General features: G+C 68.1%; 15 protein-coding genes. 2 read left to right on the top strand and 13 right to left on the bottom strand.

The window, feature by feature from the left end; genetic code table 11:
- Positions 1-10 precede the first annotated feature (10 nt).
- Positions 11-295, bottom strand: coding sequence for a hypothetical protein (locus tag CAP38_RS07965; RefSeq protein ID WP_086120693.1), 285 nt, complete (start codon positions 293-295; stop codon positions 11-13).
- Positions 296-491: 196 nt separating this feature from the next.
- Here CAP38_RS07965 and CAP38_RS07960 point away from each other — a divergent pair, with 196 nt between their 5' ends.
- The gene (locus tag CAP38_RS07960; protein WP_086120691.1) at positions 492-863 is read left to right on the top strand and encodes a cupin domain-containing protein; all 372 of its coding nucleotides are present in this window, start codon (positions 492-494) and stop codon (positions 861-863) included.
- Here the strand turns inward: CAP38_RS07960 and CAP38_RS07955 are convergent.
- From CAP38_RS07955 to scpA, 5 genes are read right to left on the bottom strand one after another with little or no spacing between them, the layout of a single operon-like run.
- A complete protein-coding gene (locus CAP38_RS07955; protein WP_086120689.1) occupies positions 845-1,318 on the bottom strand; it encodes a VOC family protein in 474 nt (157 codons plus the stop codon). The genes CAP38_RS07960 and CAP38_RS07955 overlap by 19 nt on opposite strands.
- Positions 1,315-3,369 (bottom strand): acetyl/propionyl/methylcrotonyl-CoA carboxylase subunit alpha, encoded by a 2,055-nt coding sequence (locus tag CAP38_RS07950; RefSeq protein WP_086120687.1) that lies wholly within the window; start codon positions 3,367-3,369, stop codon positions 1,315-1,317. The genes CAP38_RS07955 and CAP38_RS07950 overlap by 4 nt, the downstream gene beginning before the upstream one ends.
- Positions 3,370-3,389: 20 nt before the next feature.
- Positions 3,390-4,922: an acyl-CoA carboxylase subunit beta gene (locus CAP38_RS07945; RefSeq protein ID WP_086120685.1), complete on the bottom strand. Its 1,533-nt coding sequence runs from the start codon at positions 4,920-4,922 to the stop codon at positions 3,390-3,392.
- Between the two features lie 18 nt (positions 4,923-4,940).
- Complete coding sequence (meaB, locus tag CAP38_RS07940) at positions 4,941-5,945, bottom strand: methylmalonyl Co-A mutase-associated GTPase MeaB (protein WP_086120683.1); 1,005 nt, start codon at positions 5,943-5,945, stop codon at positions 4,941-4,943.
- 9 nt (positions 5,946-5,954) lie between these two features.
- Positions 5,955-8,111, bottom strand: a complete 2,157-nt coding sequence (gene scpA, locus CAP38_RS07935) for a methylmalonyl-CoA mutase (RefSeq protein ID WP_086120681.1) — start codon at positions 8,109-8,111, stop codon at positions 5,955-5,957.
- A gap of 143 nt (positions 8,112-8,254) precedes the next feature.
- Between scpA and CAP38_RS07930 the strand changes: the two genes are divergently transcribed.
- On the top strand, positions 8,255-8,890 hold the full coding sequence (locus CAP38_RS07930; protein ID WP_086120679.1) for a GntR family transcriptional regulator: 636 nt from the start codon (positions 8,255-8,257) through the stop codon (positions 8,888-8,890).
- On the opposite strand, the gene CAP38_RS07925 is transcribed toward CAP38_RS07930, so the two are convergent.
- The 7 genes from CAP38_RS07925 to phaC all read right to left on the bottom strand — a co-directional run bounded on the left by CAP38_RS07925 (position 8,891) and on the right by phaC (position 17,786).
- Complete coding sequence (locus CAP38_RS07925) at positions 8,891-9,784, bottom strand: alpha/beta fold hydrolase (RefSeq protein ID WP_086120677.1); 894 nt, start codon at positions 9,782-9,784, stop codon at positions 8,891-8,893.
- Positions 9,781-10,830, bottom strand: a complete 1,050-nt coding sequence (gene dusA, locus CAP38_RS07920; protein WP_086120675.1) for a tRNA dihydrouridine(20/20a) synthase DusA — start codon at positions 10,828-10,830, stop codon at positions 9,781-9,783. The genes CAP38_RS07925 and dusA overlap by 4 nt, the downstream gene beginning before the upstream one ends.
- A gap of 66 nt (positions 10,831-10,896) precedes the next feature.
- Positions 10,897-12,150, bottom strand: coding sequence for a DUF1501 domain-containing protein (locus CAP38_RS07915; RefSeq protein WP_218776567.1), 1,254 nt, complete (start codon positions 12,148-12,150; stop codon positions 10,897-10,899).
- A 9-nt stretch (positions 12,151-12,159) separates the two neighbouring features.
- A complete protein-coding gene (locus CAP38_RS07910) occupies positions 12,160-13,971 on the bottom strand; it encodes a DUF1800 family protein (protein ID WP_086120671.1) in 1,812 nt (603 codons plus the stop codon).
- 2 nt (positions 13,972-13,973) lie between these two features.
- Positions 13,974-14,711 (bottom strand): acetoacetyl-CoA reductase, encoded by a 738-nt coding sequence (phbB, locus tag CAP38_RS07905; RefSeq protein ID WP_086120669.1) that lies wholly within the window; start codon positions 14,709-14,711, stop codon positions 13,974-13,976.
- A gap of 66 nt (positions 14,712-14,777) precedes the next feature.
- Positions 14,778-15,956 (bottom strand): acetyl-CoA C-acetyltransferase, encoded by a 1,179-nt coding sequence (locus CAP38_RS07900; RefSeq protein ID WP_086120667.1) that lies wholly within the window; start codon positions 15,954-15,956, stop codon positions 14,778-14,780.
- A 42-nt stretch (positions 15,957-15,998) separates the two neighbouring features.
- The gene (gene phaC, locus CAP38_RS07895) at positions 15,999-17,786 is read right to left on the bottom strand and encodes a class I poly(R)-hydroxyalkanoic acid synthase (protein ID WP_256924358.1); all 1,788 of its coding nucleotides are present in this window, start codon (positions 17,784-17,786) and stop codon (positions 15,999-16,001) included.
- Positions 17,787-17,827 lie beyond the last annotated feature (41 nt).

The following is a 17,827-nucleotide window of genomic DNA, read 5'->3' as shown; positions in this document are numbered from 1 at the left end:
TCAGGCGATGTCAATGCAGATGGCCGAACACCGACGGGTCCGATTCGAACTGGCGCATCAGCTCCAGGGCCATCAGGACCAGCAGCGGGTCGTCGAAGGTGTGGGCATGGGCGGCCTGCTGGCGGGCATAGGCCGGGTCGGCCAGCATCATGCGGCGGCTCACGCACATGCCGTGGCGGGCCATGCGCAGGCTGAACGCCTCCATCAGATCGGTGGCGCCACCCAGCAGCGCCACCTGCGGCTCCTGCGGCTCGTGGGTGGACAGACTGAACCCCGAATCGGGCACCGGTGTCATGAAGGTTCTCCTGGCTTCAAGGCCGTTGCTGGCCCTGCAAACTGTAAGGAATCCGGTCTGGCGGCAATGGCCGGAACAGCACCGGGAATGCCCTTCACATCGGCCTGCAACGGCAGTTTCTGAAGGCAGGTTTGCGAGAATCGGGGGTCTTTACCTGGCTTTGTCGCGTCATCCGACGACGAGCCGACCGCTGCCCATGACCACCCCTGCCCTGCTCCTCAAGCTCACCGCCCAACCGGCCGATACACCTTCGCTGGACCGCCCCAAACCGGAGCGGCTGATCCAGGGCAACCCGTTGCGGGAAACCTGGAACCGGGTGGACGAGGCCCTGCCGGCCGGGCGGGTGTACTGCGGCGTGTGGCGCTGCGAGCCCGGCCACTGGCGCATTGCCATGGGGCCGACCGAGCGCGAACTGTTCACCGTGGTCAGCGGCCGCTGCCGGGTGCACGATGCCCGGGGCGGGTTCGAGGAGGCCGGGCCGGGGGAGGCGCTGTACCTGCCGCCCGGCTTTGTGGGCGAGTTCGAGGTGCTGGAGCACCTCACCAAGACCTACATGATTGCCGAGTAAGCCGCGATCACTTCGGGCGGCGCCTGCACCAGCTCCACCAGCACACCCTCGCCCGCGATCGGGAATTCGTCGTTCGACTTGGGGTGCAGGAAGGTGATGTCGTAGCCCGCCGCGCCCTTGCGGATGCCGCCCGGTGCGAAGCGCACGCCCTGGGCGGTGAGCCACTCCACCGCCCGCGGCAGGTCGTCGATCCACAGGCCGATGTGGTTGAGCGGCGTGGTGTGCACCGCCGGCTTCTTCTCGGGATCGAGCGGCTGCATCAGATCGACCTCGACCTTGAACGGGCCGCTGCCGATGGCGCAGATGTCCTCGTCCACGTTCTCGCGCTCGCTGCGGAAAGTGCCGGTGACCTCCAGCCCCAGCATCTCGACCCAGAGCTTCTGCAGTCGCTGCTTGTCCGGGCCGCCGATGGCGATCTGCTGGATGCCCAGCACCTTGAATGGTCGGCCCTTCATTGCTCGAACTCCACTATGGGCTGGTCGACGACCAGCGATTCACCCTGGCTGGCCAGCACCTTGGCCACCACGCCGTCGGCCGCCGCAAACAGCACGTTCTCCATCTTCATGGCTTCGATCACCGCCACGCGCTCGCCGGCCTGCACCTTCTGGCCCGGCTGCACCGCCACCTGCACCAGCAGGCCGGGCATGGGCGAGAGCACGAAGCGGCTCATGTCGGCCGGCGCCTTGAAGGGCATCAGCGCATGCAGCTCGGCCATGCGCGGCGAGACCACCATGGCCTCGATGCGGGTGCCGTTGTGCTGCACCACCAGCGCCAGCGGGTTGCGCGCCGTGCCGCGCTCGATCTGGGCGGTGAAGGGCCGGTCGTTGCAGGTGCCGCTGATGCAGATGTCGTTCAGGCGGGACGGGCTCTGGATGGCATAGCGCTTGTCGCCCACCGTCACCACGGCAGCCCCGAGCTGGCCGGTGACTTCATCCACATGCACCGCCGAGTAGGTGTGCTGGCCGCCCTGGCCATCGAGCGTGATGACCCGGTAGTCGTGCCCGACCTTCACGCCGTAGCCCGGCAGCTGGCCACTGATGCCGGCCGCGCGCTCGCGGCTCTTGCGGCGCACGAAGGCGGCCAGGGCCACCAGGAAGTCGGGGTCGTCGTGCGGCACGTCCTCGGCGCGGAAGCCCTGGCCGTAGTGTTCGGCGATGAAACCGGTGTTGAACTCGCCAGTGACGAATTTCGGGTGCGCCAGCAGCGCCGCCTGGAACGGGATGTTGCTCTGCACGCCCCGGATGACGAAACCGTTCAGGGCCTCGCGCATCTTGGCGATCGCGTCGTTGCGGTCCTTGCCGTGCACGATGAGCTTGGCGATCATCGAGTCGTAGAACATCGGGATCTCGCCGCCGTCCAGCACGCCGGTGTCCACCCGCACGCCGAAGCGGTCGGCGGTGTTGGCCTGCCACATGCTCTGCGCGGGCGGTGCAAAGCGCACCAGGCGGCCGGTGCTGGGGAGGAAGTTGCGGAACGGGTCCTCGGCGTTGATGCGGCACTCGATGGCCCAGCCTTCGCGCTTGACGTCGGCCTGGGTCAGCGGCAGCTGCTCGCCGGCGGCCACACGGATCATGAGTTCCACCAGGTCCAGGCCGGTGATGCACTCGGTCACCGGGTGCTCCACCTGCAGGCGGGTGTTCATTTCCAGGAAGTAGAAGTCCTGGTCCTTGCCCACCACGAACTCCACCGTGCCGGCGCTCTGGTACTTCACCGCCTTGGCCAGGGCCACAGCCTGCTCGCCCATGGCCTTGCGGGTGGCGTCGGAAATGAAGGGCGACGGCGCTTCCTCGATCACCTTCTGGTGGCGGCGCTGGATGGAACATTCGCGCTCGTTGAGGTAGATCACGTTGCCATGGCTGTCGCCCAGCACCTGAATCTCGATGTGGCGCGGCTCCTGGACGAACTTCTCCATGAACACGCGGTCGTCGCCGAAGCTGTTGCGCGCCTCGTTGCGGCAGCTGGTGAAGCCCTCGAAGCATTCCTTGTCGTTGAAGGCCACGCGCAGGCCCTTGCCACCGCCGCCGGCACTGGCCTTGATCATCACCGGGTAGCCGATCTTCTGCGCGATGCCCACCGCCTCTTCCGGCGACTGGATCGGCTCGTTGTGACCGGGGATGGTGCTGACCTTGGCCTCGTTGGCCAGCTTCTTGGAGGCGATCTTGTCGCCCATGGCCGCGATGCTGTAGTGCTTGGGGCCGATGAACACCAGCCCGGCTTCTTCCACCTTGCGGGCAAAGTCCTCGTTCTCGGACAGGAAGCCGTAGCCGGGGTGGATGGCCTGGGCGCCGGTGACCTGGGCGGCCGCAATGATGGCGTCGCCCAGCAGGTAGCTCTCGCGCGAGGGCGGCGGGCCCAGGCGCACCGCCTCGTCGGCCAGCTGCACATGGCGGGCTTCCTTGTCGGCGTCGGAGTACACCGCCACGGTGGCGATGCCCATCTTCTTGGCGGTGGCGATCACGCGGCAGGCGATCTCGCCGCGGTTGGCAATCAGGATCTTGTTGAACATGGTGTCTTCTCCTCGGGCGCTCACAGCGGAATGTTGCCGTGCTTGCGCCACGGGTTCTCGATCTTCTTGTCCTTGAGCATCACCAGCGAGCGGCAGATGCGCTTGCGGGTCTCGTGGGGCAGGATCACGTCGTCGATGAAGCCGCGTGCGCCGGCCACAAAGGGGTTGGCAAAGCGGGCCTTGTACTCGGCCTCGCGCTGGGCCAGCTTGGCCGGGTCCTTCTTCTCCTCGCGGAAGATGATCTCCACCGCACCCTTGGCGCCCATCACCGCGATCTCGGCATTGGGCCAGGCGAAGTTCACGTCACCGCGCAGGTGCTTGGACGCCATCACGTCGTAGGCGCCGCCGTAGGCCTTGCGGGTGATCACGGTGATCTTGGGCACGGTGCACTCGGCATAGGCATACAGCAGCTTGGCGCCGTGCTTGATGATGCCGCCGTACTCCTGGCTGGTGCCGGGCATGAAGCCGGGCACGTCCACGAAGGTGATGACCGGGATGCTGAAGGCGTCGCAGAAGCGCACGAAGCGCGCGGCCTTGATGCTGCTCTTGATGTCCAGGCAACCCGCCAGCACCAGGGGCTGGTTGGCCACGATGCCCACGGTCTGGCCGTCCATGCGGGCAAAGCCGATCAGGATGTTCTTGGCGTACTCGGGCTGCAGCTCGAAGAAATCGCCGTCGTCCACGATCTTGAGGATCAGCTCCTTCATGTCGTAGGGCTTGTTGGGGTTCTCCGGCACCAGCGTGTCCAGGCTGAGTTCCATCCGGTCGATGGGGTCGCCGCTGGGGCGCACCGGGGCCTTCTCGCGGTTGTTCAGCGGCAGGTAGTTGTAGAGGCGGCGCAGCATGAGCAGCGCCTCCACATCGTTCTCGAAGGCCAGGTCGGCCACGCCGCTCCTGGTGGTGTGGGTGATGGCGCCGCCCAGTTCCTCGGCGGTCACCTCCTCGTGGGTGACCGTCTTCACCACCTCGGGGCCGGTCACGAACATGTAGGAGCTGTCCTTGACCATGAAGATGAAGTCGGTCATGGCCGGGGAGTACACCGCACCTCCGGCCGACGGGCCCATGATCATGCTGATCTGCGGCACCACGCCGCTGGCCAGCACGTTGCGCTGGAACACCTCGGCATAACCACCCAGCGAGGCCACGCCTTCCTGGATGCGGGCACCGCCCGAGTCGTTGAGGCCAATCACCGGGGCGCCGACCTTCATGGCCTGGTCCATGATCTTGCAGATCTTCTCGGCATGGGCTTCGGAGAGCGCGCCGCCGAACACGGTGAAGTCCTGGCTGAAGACGAACACCAGGCGGCCGTTGATCATGCCGTATCCGGTGACCACGCCGTCGCCCGGCACCTTGTTGTCCTGCATGCCGAAGTCGGTGCAGCGGTGCTCGACGAACATGTCCCACTCTTCGAAGGTGCCCTCGTCCAGCAGCACTTCCAGCCGCTCGCGGGCGGTCAGCTTGCCCTTGGCGTGCTGGGCCGCAATGCGCTTCTCGCCGCCGCCCAGGCGGGCCGCCGCGCGTTTGTCTTCGAGTTGCCGAAGGATGTCCTGCATGTGTCTTCTCCAGAAAAATCAGTCGAACAGCGCCAGCAGCTGGCGCGCGGCCGTGCTGGCGGGCAGCGTGCCGTCCAGCACGCGGCGGGTGGTGTCGTCCAGCGCCGCCTGCACGGCGGGATGGCTGCGGAAACGTTGCTTGAGGCCGGCCTCGATGCGCTCCCACATCCAGGCCCGGGCCTGCTGCTGGCGGCGCTGGGCCAGCTGGCCGTTGGCGGTCTGCAGATCTCGGAAGCGGCTCACGGCGTCCCAGAAGGCATCGACGCCCTGACCCAGCAAGGCGCTGAGCTGGATCGCCTGAGGGTGCCAGATCGAGTCGTCATGGTGCGCATGCTCGGGCCGCCCCTGCTGACCCAAGAGCCGCAGCGACGAGGTGATCTGCGCCCTGGCGCGGGTGGCGGCATCCACGTCGATGTCGGCCTTGTTGATCACCACCAGGTCGGCCAGCTCCATCACGCCCTTCTTGATGGCCTGCAGGTCGTCGCCGGCGTTGGGCAGCTGCAGCAGGCAGAACATGTCGGTCATGCCGGCCACGGCGGTCTCGCTCTGGCCCACGCCCACCGTCTCGACGATGACCACATCGAACCCGGCGGCCTCGCACACCAGCATGGCCTCCCGGGTCTTTTCGGCCACGCCGCCCAGGGTGCCGCTGCTCGGGCTGGGGCGGATGTAGGCCCGCTCGTGCACCGACAGCCGCTCCATGCGCGTCTTGTCGCCCAGGATGGAGCCGCCCGACACGGTGCTGGAAGGGTCGATGGTCAGCACAGCCACCCGGTGACCCCGTTCGATCAGGAACAGGCCCAGGGCCTCGATGAAGGTGCTCTTGCCCACACCCGGCACGCCGCTGATGCCCAGGCGGAAGGCCCGGCCGGTGTGCGGCAGCAGCTCGGTCAGCAGGGCATCGGCCTGGCTGCGGTGGTCGGCCCGGGTGGATTCCAGCAGCGTGATGGCCTTGGCCATGGCGCGGCGCTGGGCCATGCCCTGGCCGTGCACGATGCCGTCGAAGAACGCTTGCGGCGTCACGTCGCGCCTTCAGGCCACGGCTTTGCGGATCTGTTCCAGCACGTCCTTGGCGCTGGCGGGAATCGGGGTGCCGGGGCCGTAGATGCCCTTGACGCCGGCCTCATACAGGAACTCGTAGTCCTGGCGCGGAATGACGCCGCCCACGAACACGATGATGTCGTCGGCGCCCTGCTTCTTCAGCTCGGCAATGATGGCCGGCACCAGGGTCTTGTGGCCGGCGGCCAGGGTGCTCACGCCGACCGCGTGCACATCGTTCTCGATGGCCTGGCGGGCGCACTCTTCGGGCGTCTGGAACAGCGGGCCCATGTCCACGTCGAAGCCGAGGTCGGCAAAGGCGGTGGCCACCACCTTGGCGCCCCGGTCGTGGCCATCCTGGCCGAGCTTGCTGATCATCACGCGCGGGCGGCGGCCGTGTTCGTCGCCGAAGGCGGCAATCTCCTGCTGCAGCTGGGCCCAGCCCTCGGCGCTGTCGTAGGCGGCGGCGTACACGCCGGTCACCTTCTGGGTGTCGGCGCGGTGGCGGCCGAACACCTGTTCCAGTGCATCGCTCACCTCGCCCACCGTGGCGCGCAGGCGGATGGCCTTGATGGACAGGTCCAGCAGGTTGCCCTGGCCGCTCTCGGCGGCGGCGGTGAGGGCATCGAGCGCGGCCTGCACGGCGGCGCTGTCGCGGGTGGCTCGGATCTGCTGCAGGCGGGCGATCTGGCCGTCGCGCACCGCCATGTTGTCGATGTCGCGGGCCTCGACCGGCGGCTCGTCCTTCAGGCGGTACTTGTTGACGCCGACGATGACATCCTTGCCCGAGTCGATGCGGGCCTGCTTCTCGGCGGCAGCGGCCTCGATCTTGAGCTTGGCCCAGCCGCTGTCCACCGCGCGGGTCATGCCGCCCATGGCGTCGACCTCTTCGATGATGGCCCAGGCGGCATCGGCCATGTCCTGGGTGAGCTTCTCCATCATGTAGCTGCCGGCCCATGGGTCGATCACATTCGTGATGTGGGTCTCTTCCTGGATGATCAGCTGGGTGTTGCGGGCGATGCGGGCGCTGAACTCGGTGGGCAGCGCAATGGCTTCGTCGAAGCTGTTGGTGTGCAGGCTCTGGGTGCCGCCGAACACCGCCGCCATGGCTTCGATGGTGGTGCGCACGATGTTGTTGTAGGGGTCCTGCTCGGTCAGGCTCCAGCCCGAGGTCTGGCAATGGGTGCGCAGCATCAGGCTCTTGGGGTTCCTGGCGCCGAAGCCCTTCATGATGCGGCACCACAGCAGGCGGGCCGCGCGCATCTTGGCGATCTCCAGGTAGAAGTTCATGCCGATGGCCCAGAAGAAGCTCAGGCGCCCGGCAAAGTCGTCCACGTCCATGCCCTTGGCCAGGGCGGTCTTCACATACTCCTTGCCGTCGGCCAGGGTGAAGGCCAGCTCCAGCGCCTGGTTGGCCCCGGCTTCCTGCATGTGGTAGCCGCTGATGGAGATCGAGTTGAACTTCGGCATGTGCTTCGCCGTGTACTCGATGATGTCGCCGATGATCCGCATGCTCGGCTCGGGCGGGTAGATGTAGGTGTTGCGGACCATGAACTCCTTGAGGATGTCGTTCTGGATGGTCCCGGCCAGCAGCTCCTGTGCGACGCCCTGCTCCTCGGCGGCCACCACATAGCCGGCCAGCACCGGCAGCACGGCGCCGTTCATGGTCATGGAGACCGACACCTTGTCGAGCGGGATGCCGTCGAACAGGATCTTCATGTCCTCCACGCTGTCGATGGCCACGCCGGCCTTGCCCACGTCGCCGGTCACGCGCGGGTGGTCGCTGTCGTAACCCCGGTGGGTGGCCAGGTCGAAGGCCACCGACACGCCCTGCCCGCCGGCCGCCAGCGCGCGGCGGTAAAAGGCGTTGGATTCTTCCGCGGTGGAGAAGCCGGCGTACTGCCGGATGGTCCAGGGCCGCACCGCGTACATGGTGGCCTGCGGTCCACGGATGAAGGGCTCCAGGCCCGGCAGCGTGTGGGTGTGGGGCAGGTTGGCCACATCGGCTGCGGTGTACAGCGGCTTGACCACAATGCCGTCCGGCGTGGTCCAGTTGAGCGCCTCGATCTGCCCGCCGGGGGCCGATTTCTGGGCCGCCTTGAGCCAGGCTTCGTACGACGGAGGGGTGAATTCGGGGTTCGAGGAGCTCATGGTGCGGGGCGTGGAAGCGGCGTGAAATCGGCGTGGATAGGGCGTGATGTCAGGTCATCCCGGATTGGCGGAGTTTACATCATTCATAATTATTGATGCAGAATACCGACTCCATCCTGACGGCTCCGCCCTGCACTTCACCCATGTCCGCCACCGCCCTCGCCCCCCGCGCCCTGTACGAAGAAGTCGCCGAGCGGCTGCGGCAGCGCATTTTCCACCGCGAGCTGGAGCCGGGCAGCTGGATCGACGAACTCAAGATCGCGGAAGAACTGGGCATCAGCCGCACGCCCCTGCGCGAGGCGCTGAAGGTGCTGGCCGCCGAAGGCCTGGTGACCATGAAGGTGCGGCGCGGCGCCTACGTGACCGAAGTGTCCGAGAAGGACCTGGCCGACGTCTACCACCTGCTGGCCCTGCTGGAATCCGACGCGGCCGGCGTGGTGGCCCAGCGCGCCACCGATGCCGAACTGGCCGGCCTGCAGGCCCTGCACGACGAACTCGAAGCCGCCGCCACCGACCGCGACCGCTTCTTCGCCCTGAACGAGCAGTTCCACATGCGGCTGCTGGAAATCGCCGACAACCGCTGGCGCGACCAGATGGTGGCCGACCTGCGCAAGGTCATGAAGCTCAACCGCCACCACTCGCTGTTCAAGACCGGGCGCATCAGCGAATCGCTGGCCGAGCACCGCGCGATCGTGCAGGCTCTGACCCAGCGCGACCCGCTGCTCGCCGCCCACCGCATGCGCGAACACTTTCGCAGCGGGCTGGAAGCGGCGGTCTGATCAGCCGCGCCAGAAGGCGTCGAGCCGCCGGGTGAACCCGGGCAGGTCTTCGAAATACGGCAGCGCGCCACCCGGCACCGCCTCGAAGCGCCAGTTCGGCCGGTCGTCCACCGTGCTGCGTCCCTGGTAGTCGGTGAAGTCGCCGCGCGTGGCCATGCTCACCCACACCGGGCACTGCACCGCCTCGTACAAGGTGTTGATGTCGGCGCTGAACAGCCCGGCCGACACGAAGCACAGCGGCGCACGGCGCGCACCCGGCTGGCGCGTGGTGGCCACCGCAAAGGCCCACAGCGCCTCGTCGATCTGCGGGCGGCCGAAGGTGCGCTTGAGAAAGTAGCGGATCACGCCCGGCTTCGTGAGCCAGCCGAAGATGCGTTCACCCCAGCCCGGCCGGGTGAGCAGGCGGTAGAGCCAGGGCAGCATCAGCGTGGAGCCCGGCGGGCCGTGGCGGCGTTTGCTGCGCGAGAAGCCGGTGGGGCTGACCAGCGCCAGACGGCGGATGGTGGCGGGCTGCTCCTGCTGCGCCCGCACCACGAACTCGCTGCCCAGCGACACGCCCAGCGCGTCCACCGCGCCGGCGCCGGTCTGCTGCAGGGTCCAGGCGATGGCCGCGTGCACCGCATCGGTCATCAGGCGCGGGGTGTAGGGCCGGTCGCTGCGGTCGCTGTGGCCGAAGCCCGGCAGGTCCAGCGCCACCACGGTGCAGTGGCTGCGGGCCTGCTCGAACAACGGCGCCACCTCGGCGGCCGAGGCGGCGGCGTTGACGCTGTGCACCAGCAGCAGGGGCGGCAGGTCGGACGGCTGGGCGGGCTGCGCCATGTAGACCGCCACCGGGCCGGCCGGGGTATCGATGATCTGTGGAGCAACGCTCAGGGGCGACGGCAAGGTGCTCATGCCGCGGCTCCTTGCGGGAGGGTGTCGGGGGACACAAAGCCCGCGTCCACCTCGTCGCTCGCATGTTCCTGCGCCAGCGCCCACACCTCGCGCGGCGGCAGGGGCTTCAAACGGTGGTCACTCCAGACCTGCCGCCACTTGCGCGCCCCGCGCAGGCCGTGGCGCAGGCCCAGCATGTGGCGGGCAATGGCGTACCAGGGGCAGCCGTCCTCGGCATGGGCCCGCTCCATGTAGCGCACCATCTGCTCTTCCACTTCGTTGCGGTCGGGCGCTGGCGCGTCCTGGCCGAAGAAGGAGCTGTCCCAGCTGGTGAGCAGCCAGGGATGGTGGTAGGCCTCGCGCCCCACCATCACGCCGTCCACCTGCTGCAGGTGCTCGGCAATCTGCGCGTTGGTGGTGATGCCGCCATTGACCGCGATGGTGAGCTGCGGAAAGTCCTGCTTGAGGCGGTGCGCCAGCTCGTAGCGCAGCGGCGGGATCTCGCGGTTTTCCTTCGGGCTCAGGCCCTGCAGCCAGGCGTTGCGGGCATGGACGATGAACACCTCGCAGCCGGCGTCGGCCACCGTGCCCACGAAGTCGCGCACAAAGTCGTAGCTCTCGGTGCGGTCGATGCCGATGCGGTGCTTCACCGTCACCGGAATGTCCACCGCATCGCGCATGGCCTTCACCCCGTCGGCCACGGTCTGCGGCTCGGCCATCAGGCAGGCACCGAAGGCCCCGCGCTGCACCCGCTCGCTGGGGCAGCCGCAGTTCAGGTTGATCTCGTCATAGCCCCACGCCTGCCCCATGCGGGCGGCGCGCGCCAGCTCGTCGGGCTCGCTGCCGCCCAGCTGCAGCGCCACCGGATGCTCCTCGGCATTGAAGCGCAGGTGCCGCTGCACGCTGCCATGCATCAGCGCGCCGGTGGTCACCATCTCGGTGTAGAGCAGCGTGTGCCGGCTCAGCAGGCGGTGCAGGTAACGGCAGTGGCGGTCGGTCCAGTCCATCATGGGCGCGACGGAGAGGCGCCAGGGGCTGAACGTTGAAGAAGCGGCAGGGGTGGTCATGGGGGGAGCGCTCGGGTAAGCCAGTATTGTCCCCCGGCGAACCCGTCCGGGCACTGCGCCCAGGCTTCAGGCCCACAAGGGCAGCGTCTCGTACCGTCCGTACAGCAGCGAGGCGCTGTCGGCATGCCCCAGCCAGCCTTCAATCAGGCTGGCGTAGACGCGGCGGAAGTCGGTGGTGTGGCGCTGGTTGCCGGTCTCGTCCAGCTGGGTGAGGGACGGTGCTTCGCCGAAGTGGCCGCCCTTGACCCGGGTGCCCACCACATACATGTGGTTGGCGGTGCCGTGGTCGGTGCCCAGGCTGGTGTTCTCGGCCGGGCGGCGGCCGAACTCGGAGTAGACCAGCACGGCCACGTCGTCGGCGCGCCCGATGCGCTGCAGGTCCTTCACGAAGCCGGACACGGCGTCGGACACATAGGTGAGCAGGCGCTGGTGCAGGTCGGTCTGCTGCACATGGGTGTCGAAGGCGTTGTGGCGGTAGGCCACGTGGTACAGCCGGGTGGGCATGCCGGCGCTGATCATGCTGGCGACCTTGGGCAGGTCCATGGAAATGATGCCGTAGTCCACCGGCGTGCGGTACGCCTCCCAGGCGGCACGCACCTGGGCCGAGGCCTCGCGGGCGCTGCGGGCCACGTCGTCGAGGTAGCGGGCGGTGGCGCCCTGCCCCGCCACCGGGGCCAGCGCGCCATCGAGCAGCGGCCGGCTGGCGTGCAGGCCCTTGCGGGCAAAGCGGTCGGGGTCGTTGAAGACCACCGGCACATGGCGACGGGCGCGCACCGCCAGCGACTGGCGCTCGTCGATGTTGACGATGAAGTTGGGCGTGAGGCCGGGGTCGATGGCATCGGCCACGCGGCCCAGCCAGCCGTGCGGCTCGCCGCCGTTGGGCACACCGGTGTGCCAGTAGGCCGCCGAGGTGAAGTGCGAGAACGACGGCTGTGCATAGCCGCAGCCGTGCACGATGGCCATGTGGCCGTCCTTGTAGAGCCGCTCGAAGCCGGCCATGCCGGGGTTGAAGCCGAAGCGGTCGTCGATGCGGCGCACGCGCCGGGCCGGCACGGCGATCTGCGGACGCAGCCGGTAGTAGGCGTCGTCGGTGTAGGGCACCAGGGTGTTGAGGCCGTCGTTGGCGCCGGTGAGCTCCACCACCACCAGGATGCGGCCAGGGCGGCCGCCGGCGGCGTCAGCCTGGGCCGCAGCGCGGGCCGAGACCGGCCAGGCCGCCACCAGCCCGGCGCCGGCCAGGGTGCGCAGCATGTCGCGCCGGCTGGGGACGCGGTGGGCAGCGTCGGGGTGTGCGGCGTCAGGGTGGTGGTGGTGCGTCATGCCATGCCTTCAGCTGGCCTGGTAACCCGGCAGCGAGAGGATGACGTGCAGCACCTGCCGCAGAGCGTCCTCCATGTAGGTGTCGGCGCGGGCCAGGTCGGTGGTGCCGAGTTCGGCCTGCAGCAGCGCGGTGATGCGGCTGCGGGTGTCGGCGTCCACCGGCAGGCTCATGAAGCGCAGCAGCAGGTGGTCGACCGCGTCCTGCGCGGTGCGGCAGCCGGCCTGTCGCACCAGGGCCGAGAGGTCGAGCCGGGCCGGGTCGCGCGGGATGGGCTGCACCTTCTCGATGGCCTTGCGCCAGGCGTGGTAGCTGGCCAGGCGGGTGTTGAAGTCCTCGTCACGGTCGCCCTGGTTGGACATGGAGGTGACCTCCTTGCCCTCGGGCCGGGTGGCGCTGGTCACGTCCTGGCCCAGGGCCAGGCGGTCGGCCACCGAGATGATCTGGTAGAGCTGCGCCGGCACCCGGTCGTTCGCCACGAAGTCGATCGGCGGGAACACGGTGTCGTACACGAAGTTGCCGCGCACCAGCAGCAGGCCCGGGGTGATCCAGCTGCGCCCGCCGGCCCAGCCGGCCACGTTGGGCGGGAACAGCAGCTTCTGGCCCATGGCCTCGGTGGTGTCGTTGAAGTCCGGGATGCCGGGCACGCGCTGCAGCCCGAGGCGGCGGTAGGTGGACACCACCAGCTCCACCGGGCTCTTGATGTGCGCGCCGACCGATGCGCTGCTGTAGAAGTCGCGCGAGAGGAACAGGGTCTGCAGGAAGGGCGCGATGCGGTAGCCCTGACTGCGCAGCAGGTCGCCGAGCTGGCGCTGCAGCCCCGGCGAGACCTCGTCGCGCACGAAGAAGCGGTAGAGCCGGGTGGCCACGAATTCGGCGGCGGCCGGCTGGTCCAGCAGGATGTCGATCACCTGCTCGCCGGTCCAGGGGCCGGTGCGGCCCAGCACCGTCTTGGCATCGGTGTCGTGGCGGCTGCGGTCCAGCACGAACCGCGTGCCTCGGTAGTTCCAGCCGGTGAAGGCGCGCGCGGCCTCGCGGATGTCCAGCTCGCTGTAGTGGCCCACGCCCAGGGTGAACAGCTCCATGATCTCGCGGGCGAAGTTCTCGTTGGGTGCGCCCTTCACGTTCACACCGGCGTCCAGGTAGGCCAGCATGGCCGGGTCGCGGGCCACGGCCAGCAGCAGGTCACGGAACGGGCCGTCGGCATGGCGGCGCAGGGTCTCGTTCTGGATCAGCATCTTGCGGTAGTCGCGCACCTTCTCTTCGCTGGTGGCGAAGTGGCCATGCCAGAACAGGGTGAGCTTTTCCTGCAGGGGGCGCTGTGTGGTGAGCATGCGGTGGGCCCACCAGTAGCCCACGCGCTGGGTTTCCAGGCGGCTGGCGCGCAGCCAGTAGAGGTAGCGGTCGGCCACCTGCTGCATGCGCCGGTTGCCTTCGGGCTTGACCCTCACGCCCAGGGCCTGGCCGGTGGCACGCGCCTTGTCGGTGGCGGCCGGTCGGGAGGGGTCGAACGGGTCCAGGCCTTCGTCGAAGGCACCGGAATGCACGAAGGCGGGCTGCGGGTCGGGGGTCTGCCGGTAGAACACCAGCCGCTGCACCACGCGCTGTGGCGTGTCGCGCGCGGCGCGGTCGATCTCGATGGGGAGCGGACCGAAGCCGGTGCGCTCCAGCAGGTGGGCCGCTCGCTCGCGGGTCCAGTCGGACCGGGCAATGGGACGCAGATCGTCCTGCCACGGATCCGGGGTGGCCGCCTGCAGGGCGGTGCAGACGCCCAGCAGTGCGGCCAGCGCGGCGGCCGCCAGGGAGGGCAGCCGCCACACCATCGTCAGCCCATGTGCAGGCCGCCGTTGACCGAGAAGTCGGCCCCGGTGGCGTAGCCGCCTTCCTCGCTGGCGAGCCAGGCAATGATGGACGCGATCTCGCTGGGCTCACCCAGCCGCTTGACCGGCACGGTGGCCACGATCTTCTCCAGCACGTCCGGGCGGATGGCCTTGACCATGTCGGTGCCGATGTAGCCCGGGCTCACGGTGTTGACGGTCACGCCCTTGGTGGCCAGTTCCTGCGCCAGCGCCATGGAGAAGCCGTGCATGCCGGCCTTGGCGGCCGAGTAGTTGGTCTGGCCGGCCTGGCCCTTCTCGCCGTTGACCGAGCTGATGTTGATGATGCGGCCCCAGCCCTTCTCGACCATGTCGCCCACCACCTGCTTGGTGACGTTGAACATGGAGTCCAGGTTGGTGTTCATGACCGCGTCCCAGTCCTCGCGGCTCATCTTGAGGAACATGCGGTCGCGGGTGATGCCGGCGTTGTTGACCAGCACGTCGATGGAGCCGTGCTCGGCCTTGGTCTTGGCGAAGGCTTCCACGGTGGAGTCCCAGTCACCCACGTTGCCCACCGAGGCGTGGAACGTGTAGCCCAGGGCCTTCTGCTCGTCCAGCCACTTCTGGTAGTCGCGGGTGGGGCCGCAACCGGCGATGACCTTGAAACCTTCCTTGTGCAGGCGCTGGCAAATGGCGGTGCCGATGCCACCCATGCCGCCGGTGACATACGCAACTTTCTGACTCATGGGGACCTTTCGCTGTGATTCGCTGATGTGTATTGCTGACTTGACACGCTGATCGTATCGATCGCCTCAACGTTCGACAGCGAGGGAAACCCCCATGCCGCCGCCGATGCACAGGGCCGCCAGGCCCTTCTTGGCGCCGCGTTTCTGCATCTCGTGCAGCAGCGTCACCAGGATGCGGCAGCCCGAGGCGCCGATGGGGTGGCCGATGGCAATGGCACCGCCGTTCACGTTGACGCGGGCCGGGTCGATGTCGAGCGCCTTGTTGACGGCGCAAGCCTGGGCGGCAAAGGCCTCGTTCAGCTCGAACAGGTCCACGTCGGACGCCTTCCAGCCGGCGCGGGCCAGGGCCTTCTGCGAGGCCGGCACCGGGCCCATGCCCATGGTGGCGGGATCGAGACCGCTGGTGCCGAAGGACGCGATGCGCGCCAGCGGCGTGAGGCCCAGGGCGGCGGCCTTCTTCGCGCTCATGACCATCACGGCGGCCGCGCCGTCGTTGATGCCCGAGGCGTTGCCGGCCGTGACCGAGCCGGCCTTGTCGAAGGCCGGACGCAGGCCGGACAGGGCTTCGGCGCTGGTCTTCTTGTTGATGAACTCGTCGGTGTCGAACACCAGCGGGTCGCCCTTCTTCTGCGGGATGTGCACGCCGACGATCTCGTCCTTGAAACGGCCGGCGTCCTGCGCGGCAGACGCCTTCTGCTGGCTGGCCAGGGCCAGGGCGTCCTGCATGTCACGGGTGATGCCGTGGGCCTTGGCCACGTTCTCGGCCGTGATGCCCATGTGGTACTGGTTGTACACATCCCACAGGCCGTCGACGATCATGGTGTCGGCCATCTTCCACTCGCCCATGCGCTGGCCGTCGCGGCTGCCCAGCAGCACGTGCGGGCTGGCGCTCATGTTCTCCTGGCCGCCGGCGATCACGATCTCGCTGTCGCCCCAGGCCACGGCCTGCGCTGCCAGCATCACGGCCTTCAGGCCGGAGCCGCAGACCGCGTTGATGGTGAGCGCCGGGGTTTCCTTGGCCACGCCGGCCTTCATCATGGCCTGACGGGCCGGGTTCTGGCCCACGCCTGCGGCCAGCACCTGACCCATGATCACCTCGCCCACCGCATCGGCGGGCAGGCCGCTGCGCTCCAGCAGGGCCTTGATGACGATGCTGCCCAGCTCGGTGGCCGGGGTCTTGGCGAGCGTGCCGCCGAACTTGCCGACGGCGGTGCGTGCGGCGGAAACAATGACGATGTCGTCCATGAATGACTCCAGATGAAGAGGGAGGAAATCGGATGCCCGGCTTTACGCCTTCGCCTTGACGTAGCGGCCCGGTGCGGGCTCGATGGCGGTGTAGGTCTTGCCCCGGCCGTAGGTCCTGGGTGCTGCGATCTGCTTGCCGGCCAGGGGCTTGAGCCAGGCCGCCCAGTCGGTCCACCAGCTGCCGGGGTGTTCGGTGGCACCGGCGATCCAGTCGTCCACCTTCTCGGGGAAGCGGTTGGCCGGGCCGGTCCAGTGGCTGCGCTTGCCCTTGCTGGCCGGATTGATCACGCCGGCGATGTGGCCCGAAGCACCCATCACGAAACGCTTCTTGCCCGGAAACAGCTGGGTGCTGGCATACGCCCCGCCGATGGGCACGATGTGGTCTTCGCGCGAGCCGTAGAGGTAGACCGGCAGCTTGACCTTGCGGAAGTCGATCGGCTGGCCGCACACGGTGGTGGTGCCGGGGCGGGTGTAGCGGTTTTCCAGGTACAGGTTGCGCAGGTACCAGGCGTAGTACGGACCGGGCAGGTTGGTGCTGTCGGAGTTCCAGTACAGCAGGTCGAAGGGCGGCGGCGTCTCGCCCTTGAGGTAGTTGCCCACGACGTAGTTCCAGACCAGGTCGTTGGGCCGCAGGAAGCTGAAGGTGGTGGCCAGGTCGCGCCCGGGCATGAGGCCGCCATCGGCAAACTGCATCTCGCGGAACTTGACGAAGGCCTCGTCGATGAAGACATCCAGGATGCCGGTGTCGCGGAAGTCGAGCAGCGTGGTGAGGAAGGTGGCGCTGTGCACCGGCTCCTCGCCGCGCCCGGCCAGCACGGCCAGCGCGGTGCCCAGCATGGTGCCACCCACGCAGAAGCCCAGGGCATTGATCTGCTCGGCACCCGAAATGTCCTGCGTGACGCCGATGGCACGGATGACGGCGTCCTCGATGTAGTTGTCCCAGGTCTTTTTGGCCAGGGATTCGTCCGGGTTGCGCCAGCTCACGACGAAGGTGCGGTGGCCCTGCTCCACGCAATAGCGGATGAAGGAGTTCTCGGGCTGCAGGTCGAGGATGTAGAACTTGTTGATGCAGGGCGGCACCAGCAGGAACGGACGCTCGTAGACCTTGGCGGTGAGCGGCTTGTATTCGATGAGCTGGAACAGCTCGTTCTCGAACACCACGGCGCCTTCGGTGGTCGCCACGTTCTTGCCGACCTCGAACACGCTCTCGTCGGTCATGGACACATGGCCCTGCTTCATGTCGTGCAGCAGGTTGGCCACGCCCTTGGCGATGCTCTCGCCCTGGGTCTCGATGGCCTTCTTCTGGGCTTCGGCATTGAAGGCCAGGAAATTGCTGGGCGCACTGGCGTCGATCCACTGCTGCACCGCGAAGCGCACCCGGGTGCGGGTTTTTTCATCACCATCGACCGCATCGGCCATGGCCATGAGGGTGCGGGCATTGAGCAGGTAGGCCGCAGCGGTGAAGCCGGCCACCGGGTTGCTGGCCCAGGCATCACCGGCGAAGCGCCGGTCGCCCTGCGGGCGGGCAGTGGCGCCCTGGTTCCACAGCGCCACGGCCTCCTGCAGATAGGTCTTCTGGATCTCGATCAGCTTGGCCGGGTCCAGCCGCACCGCCGGGCCGCTGGCCTGGCTGAACAGCTGCTCGATGCCCGGCATGCCGAAGGGCGAAGCGCCGGCGCCACCGACGCCCGGAATGCCCATGGCCGGCATGGCCTGGGCCATCTGCGTCCACTGCCCCATGAGGTTCTGCTGGAAAGCCTGCAGGTGCTGCGTGGCCTGTTGCCACGGATCGTTCGGCCCGTTGCCGCCCGCCGTCTTGCCCGATGCCATGATCGTCTCCTCTGGAATTGGCCTCCACCTATTATGGGAGG

The organism is Hydrogenophaga sp. IBVHS2 (assembly GCF_002127215.1).
In the GTDB taxonomy this organism is placed as follows: Bacteria; Pseudomonadota; Gammaproteobacteria; order Burkholderiales; family Burkholderiaceae_C; genus Hydrogenophaga.
Note: the sequence above shows the minus strand (reverse complement) of the source record. Positions and strands in the feature narration are given on the sequence as shown.

Coding starts and splice junctions, on each gene's coding strand:
- CAP38_RS07965 (WP_086120693.1), bottom strand. CDS start 295: ATGACACCGGTGCCCGATTCGGGGTTCAGTCTGTCCACCCACGAGCCG.
- CAP38_RS07960 (WP_086120691.1), top strand. CDS start 492: ATGACCACCCCTGCCCTGCTCCTCAAGCTCACCGCCCAACCGGCCGAT.
- CAP38_RS07955 (WP_086120689.1), bottom strand. CDS start 1,318: ATGAAGGGCCGACCATTCAAGGTGCTGGGCATCCAGCAGATCGCCATC.
- CAP38_RS07950 (WP_086120687.1), bottom strand. CDS start 3,369: ATGTTCAACAAGATCCTGATTGCCAACCGCGGCGAGATCGCCTGCCGC.
- CAP38_RS07945 (WP_086120685.1), bottom strand. CDS start 4,922: ATGCAGGACATCCTTCGGCAACTCGAAGACAAACGCGCGGCGGCCCGC.
- scpA (WP_086120681.1), bottom strand. CDS start 8,111: ATGAGCTCCTCGAACCCCGAATTCACCCCTCCGTCGTACGAAGCCTGG.
- CAP38_RS07930 (WP_086120679.1), top strand. CDS start 8,255: ATGTCCGCCACCGCCCTCGCCCCCCGCGCCCTGTACGAAGAAGTCGCC.
- CAP38_RS07925 (WP_086120677.1), bottom strand. CDS start 9,784: ATGAGCACCTTGCCGTCGCCCCTGAGCGTTGCTCCACAGATCATCGAT.
- dusA (WP_086120675.1), bottom strand. CDS start 10,830: ATGACCACCCCTGCCGCTTCTTCAACGTTCAGCCCCTGGCGCCTCTCC.
- CAP38_RS07915 (WP_218776567.1), bottom strand. CDS start 12,150: ATGACGCACCACCACCACCCTGACGCCGCACACCCCGACGCTGCCCAC.
- CAP38_RS07910 (WP_086120671.1), bottom strand. CDS start 13,971: ATGGTGTGGCGGCTGCCCTCCCTGGCGGCCGCCGCGCTGGCCGCACTG.
- phbB (WP_086120669.1), bottom strand. CDS start 14,711: ATGAGTCAGAAAGTTGCGTATGTCACCGGCGGCATGGGTGGCATCGGC.
- CAP38_RS07900 (WP_086120667.1), bottom strand. CDS start 15,956: ATGGACGACATCGTCATTGTTTCCGCCGCACGCACCGCCGTCGGCAAG.
- phaC (WP_256924358.1), bottom strand. CDS start 17,786: ATGGCATCGGGCAAGACGGCGGGCGGCAACGGGCCGAACGATCCGTGG.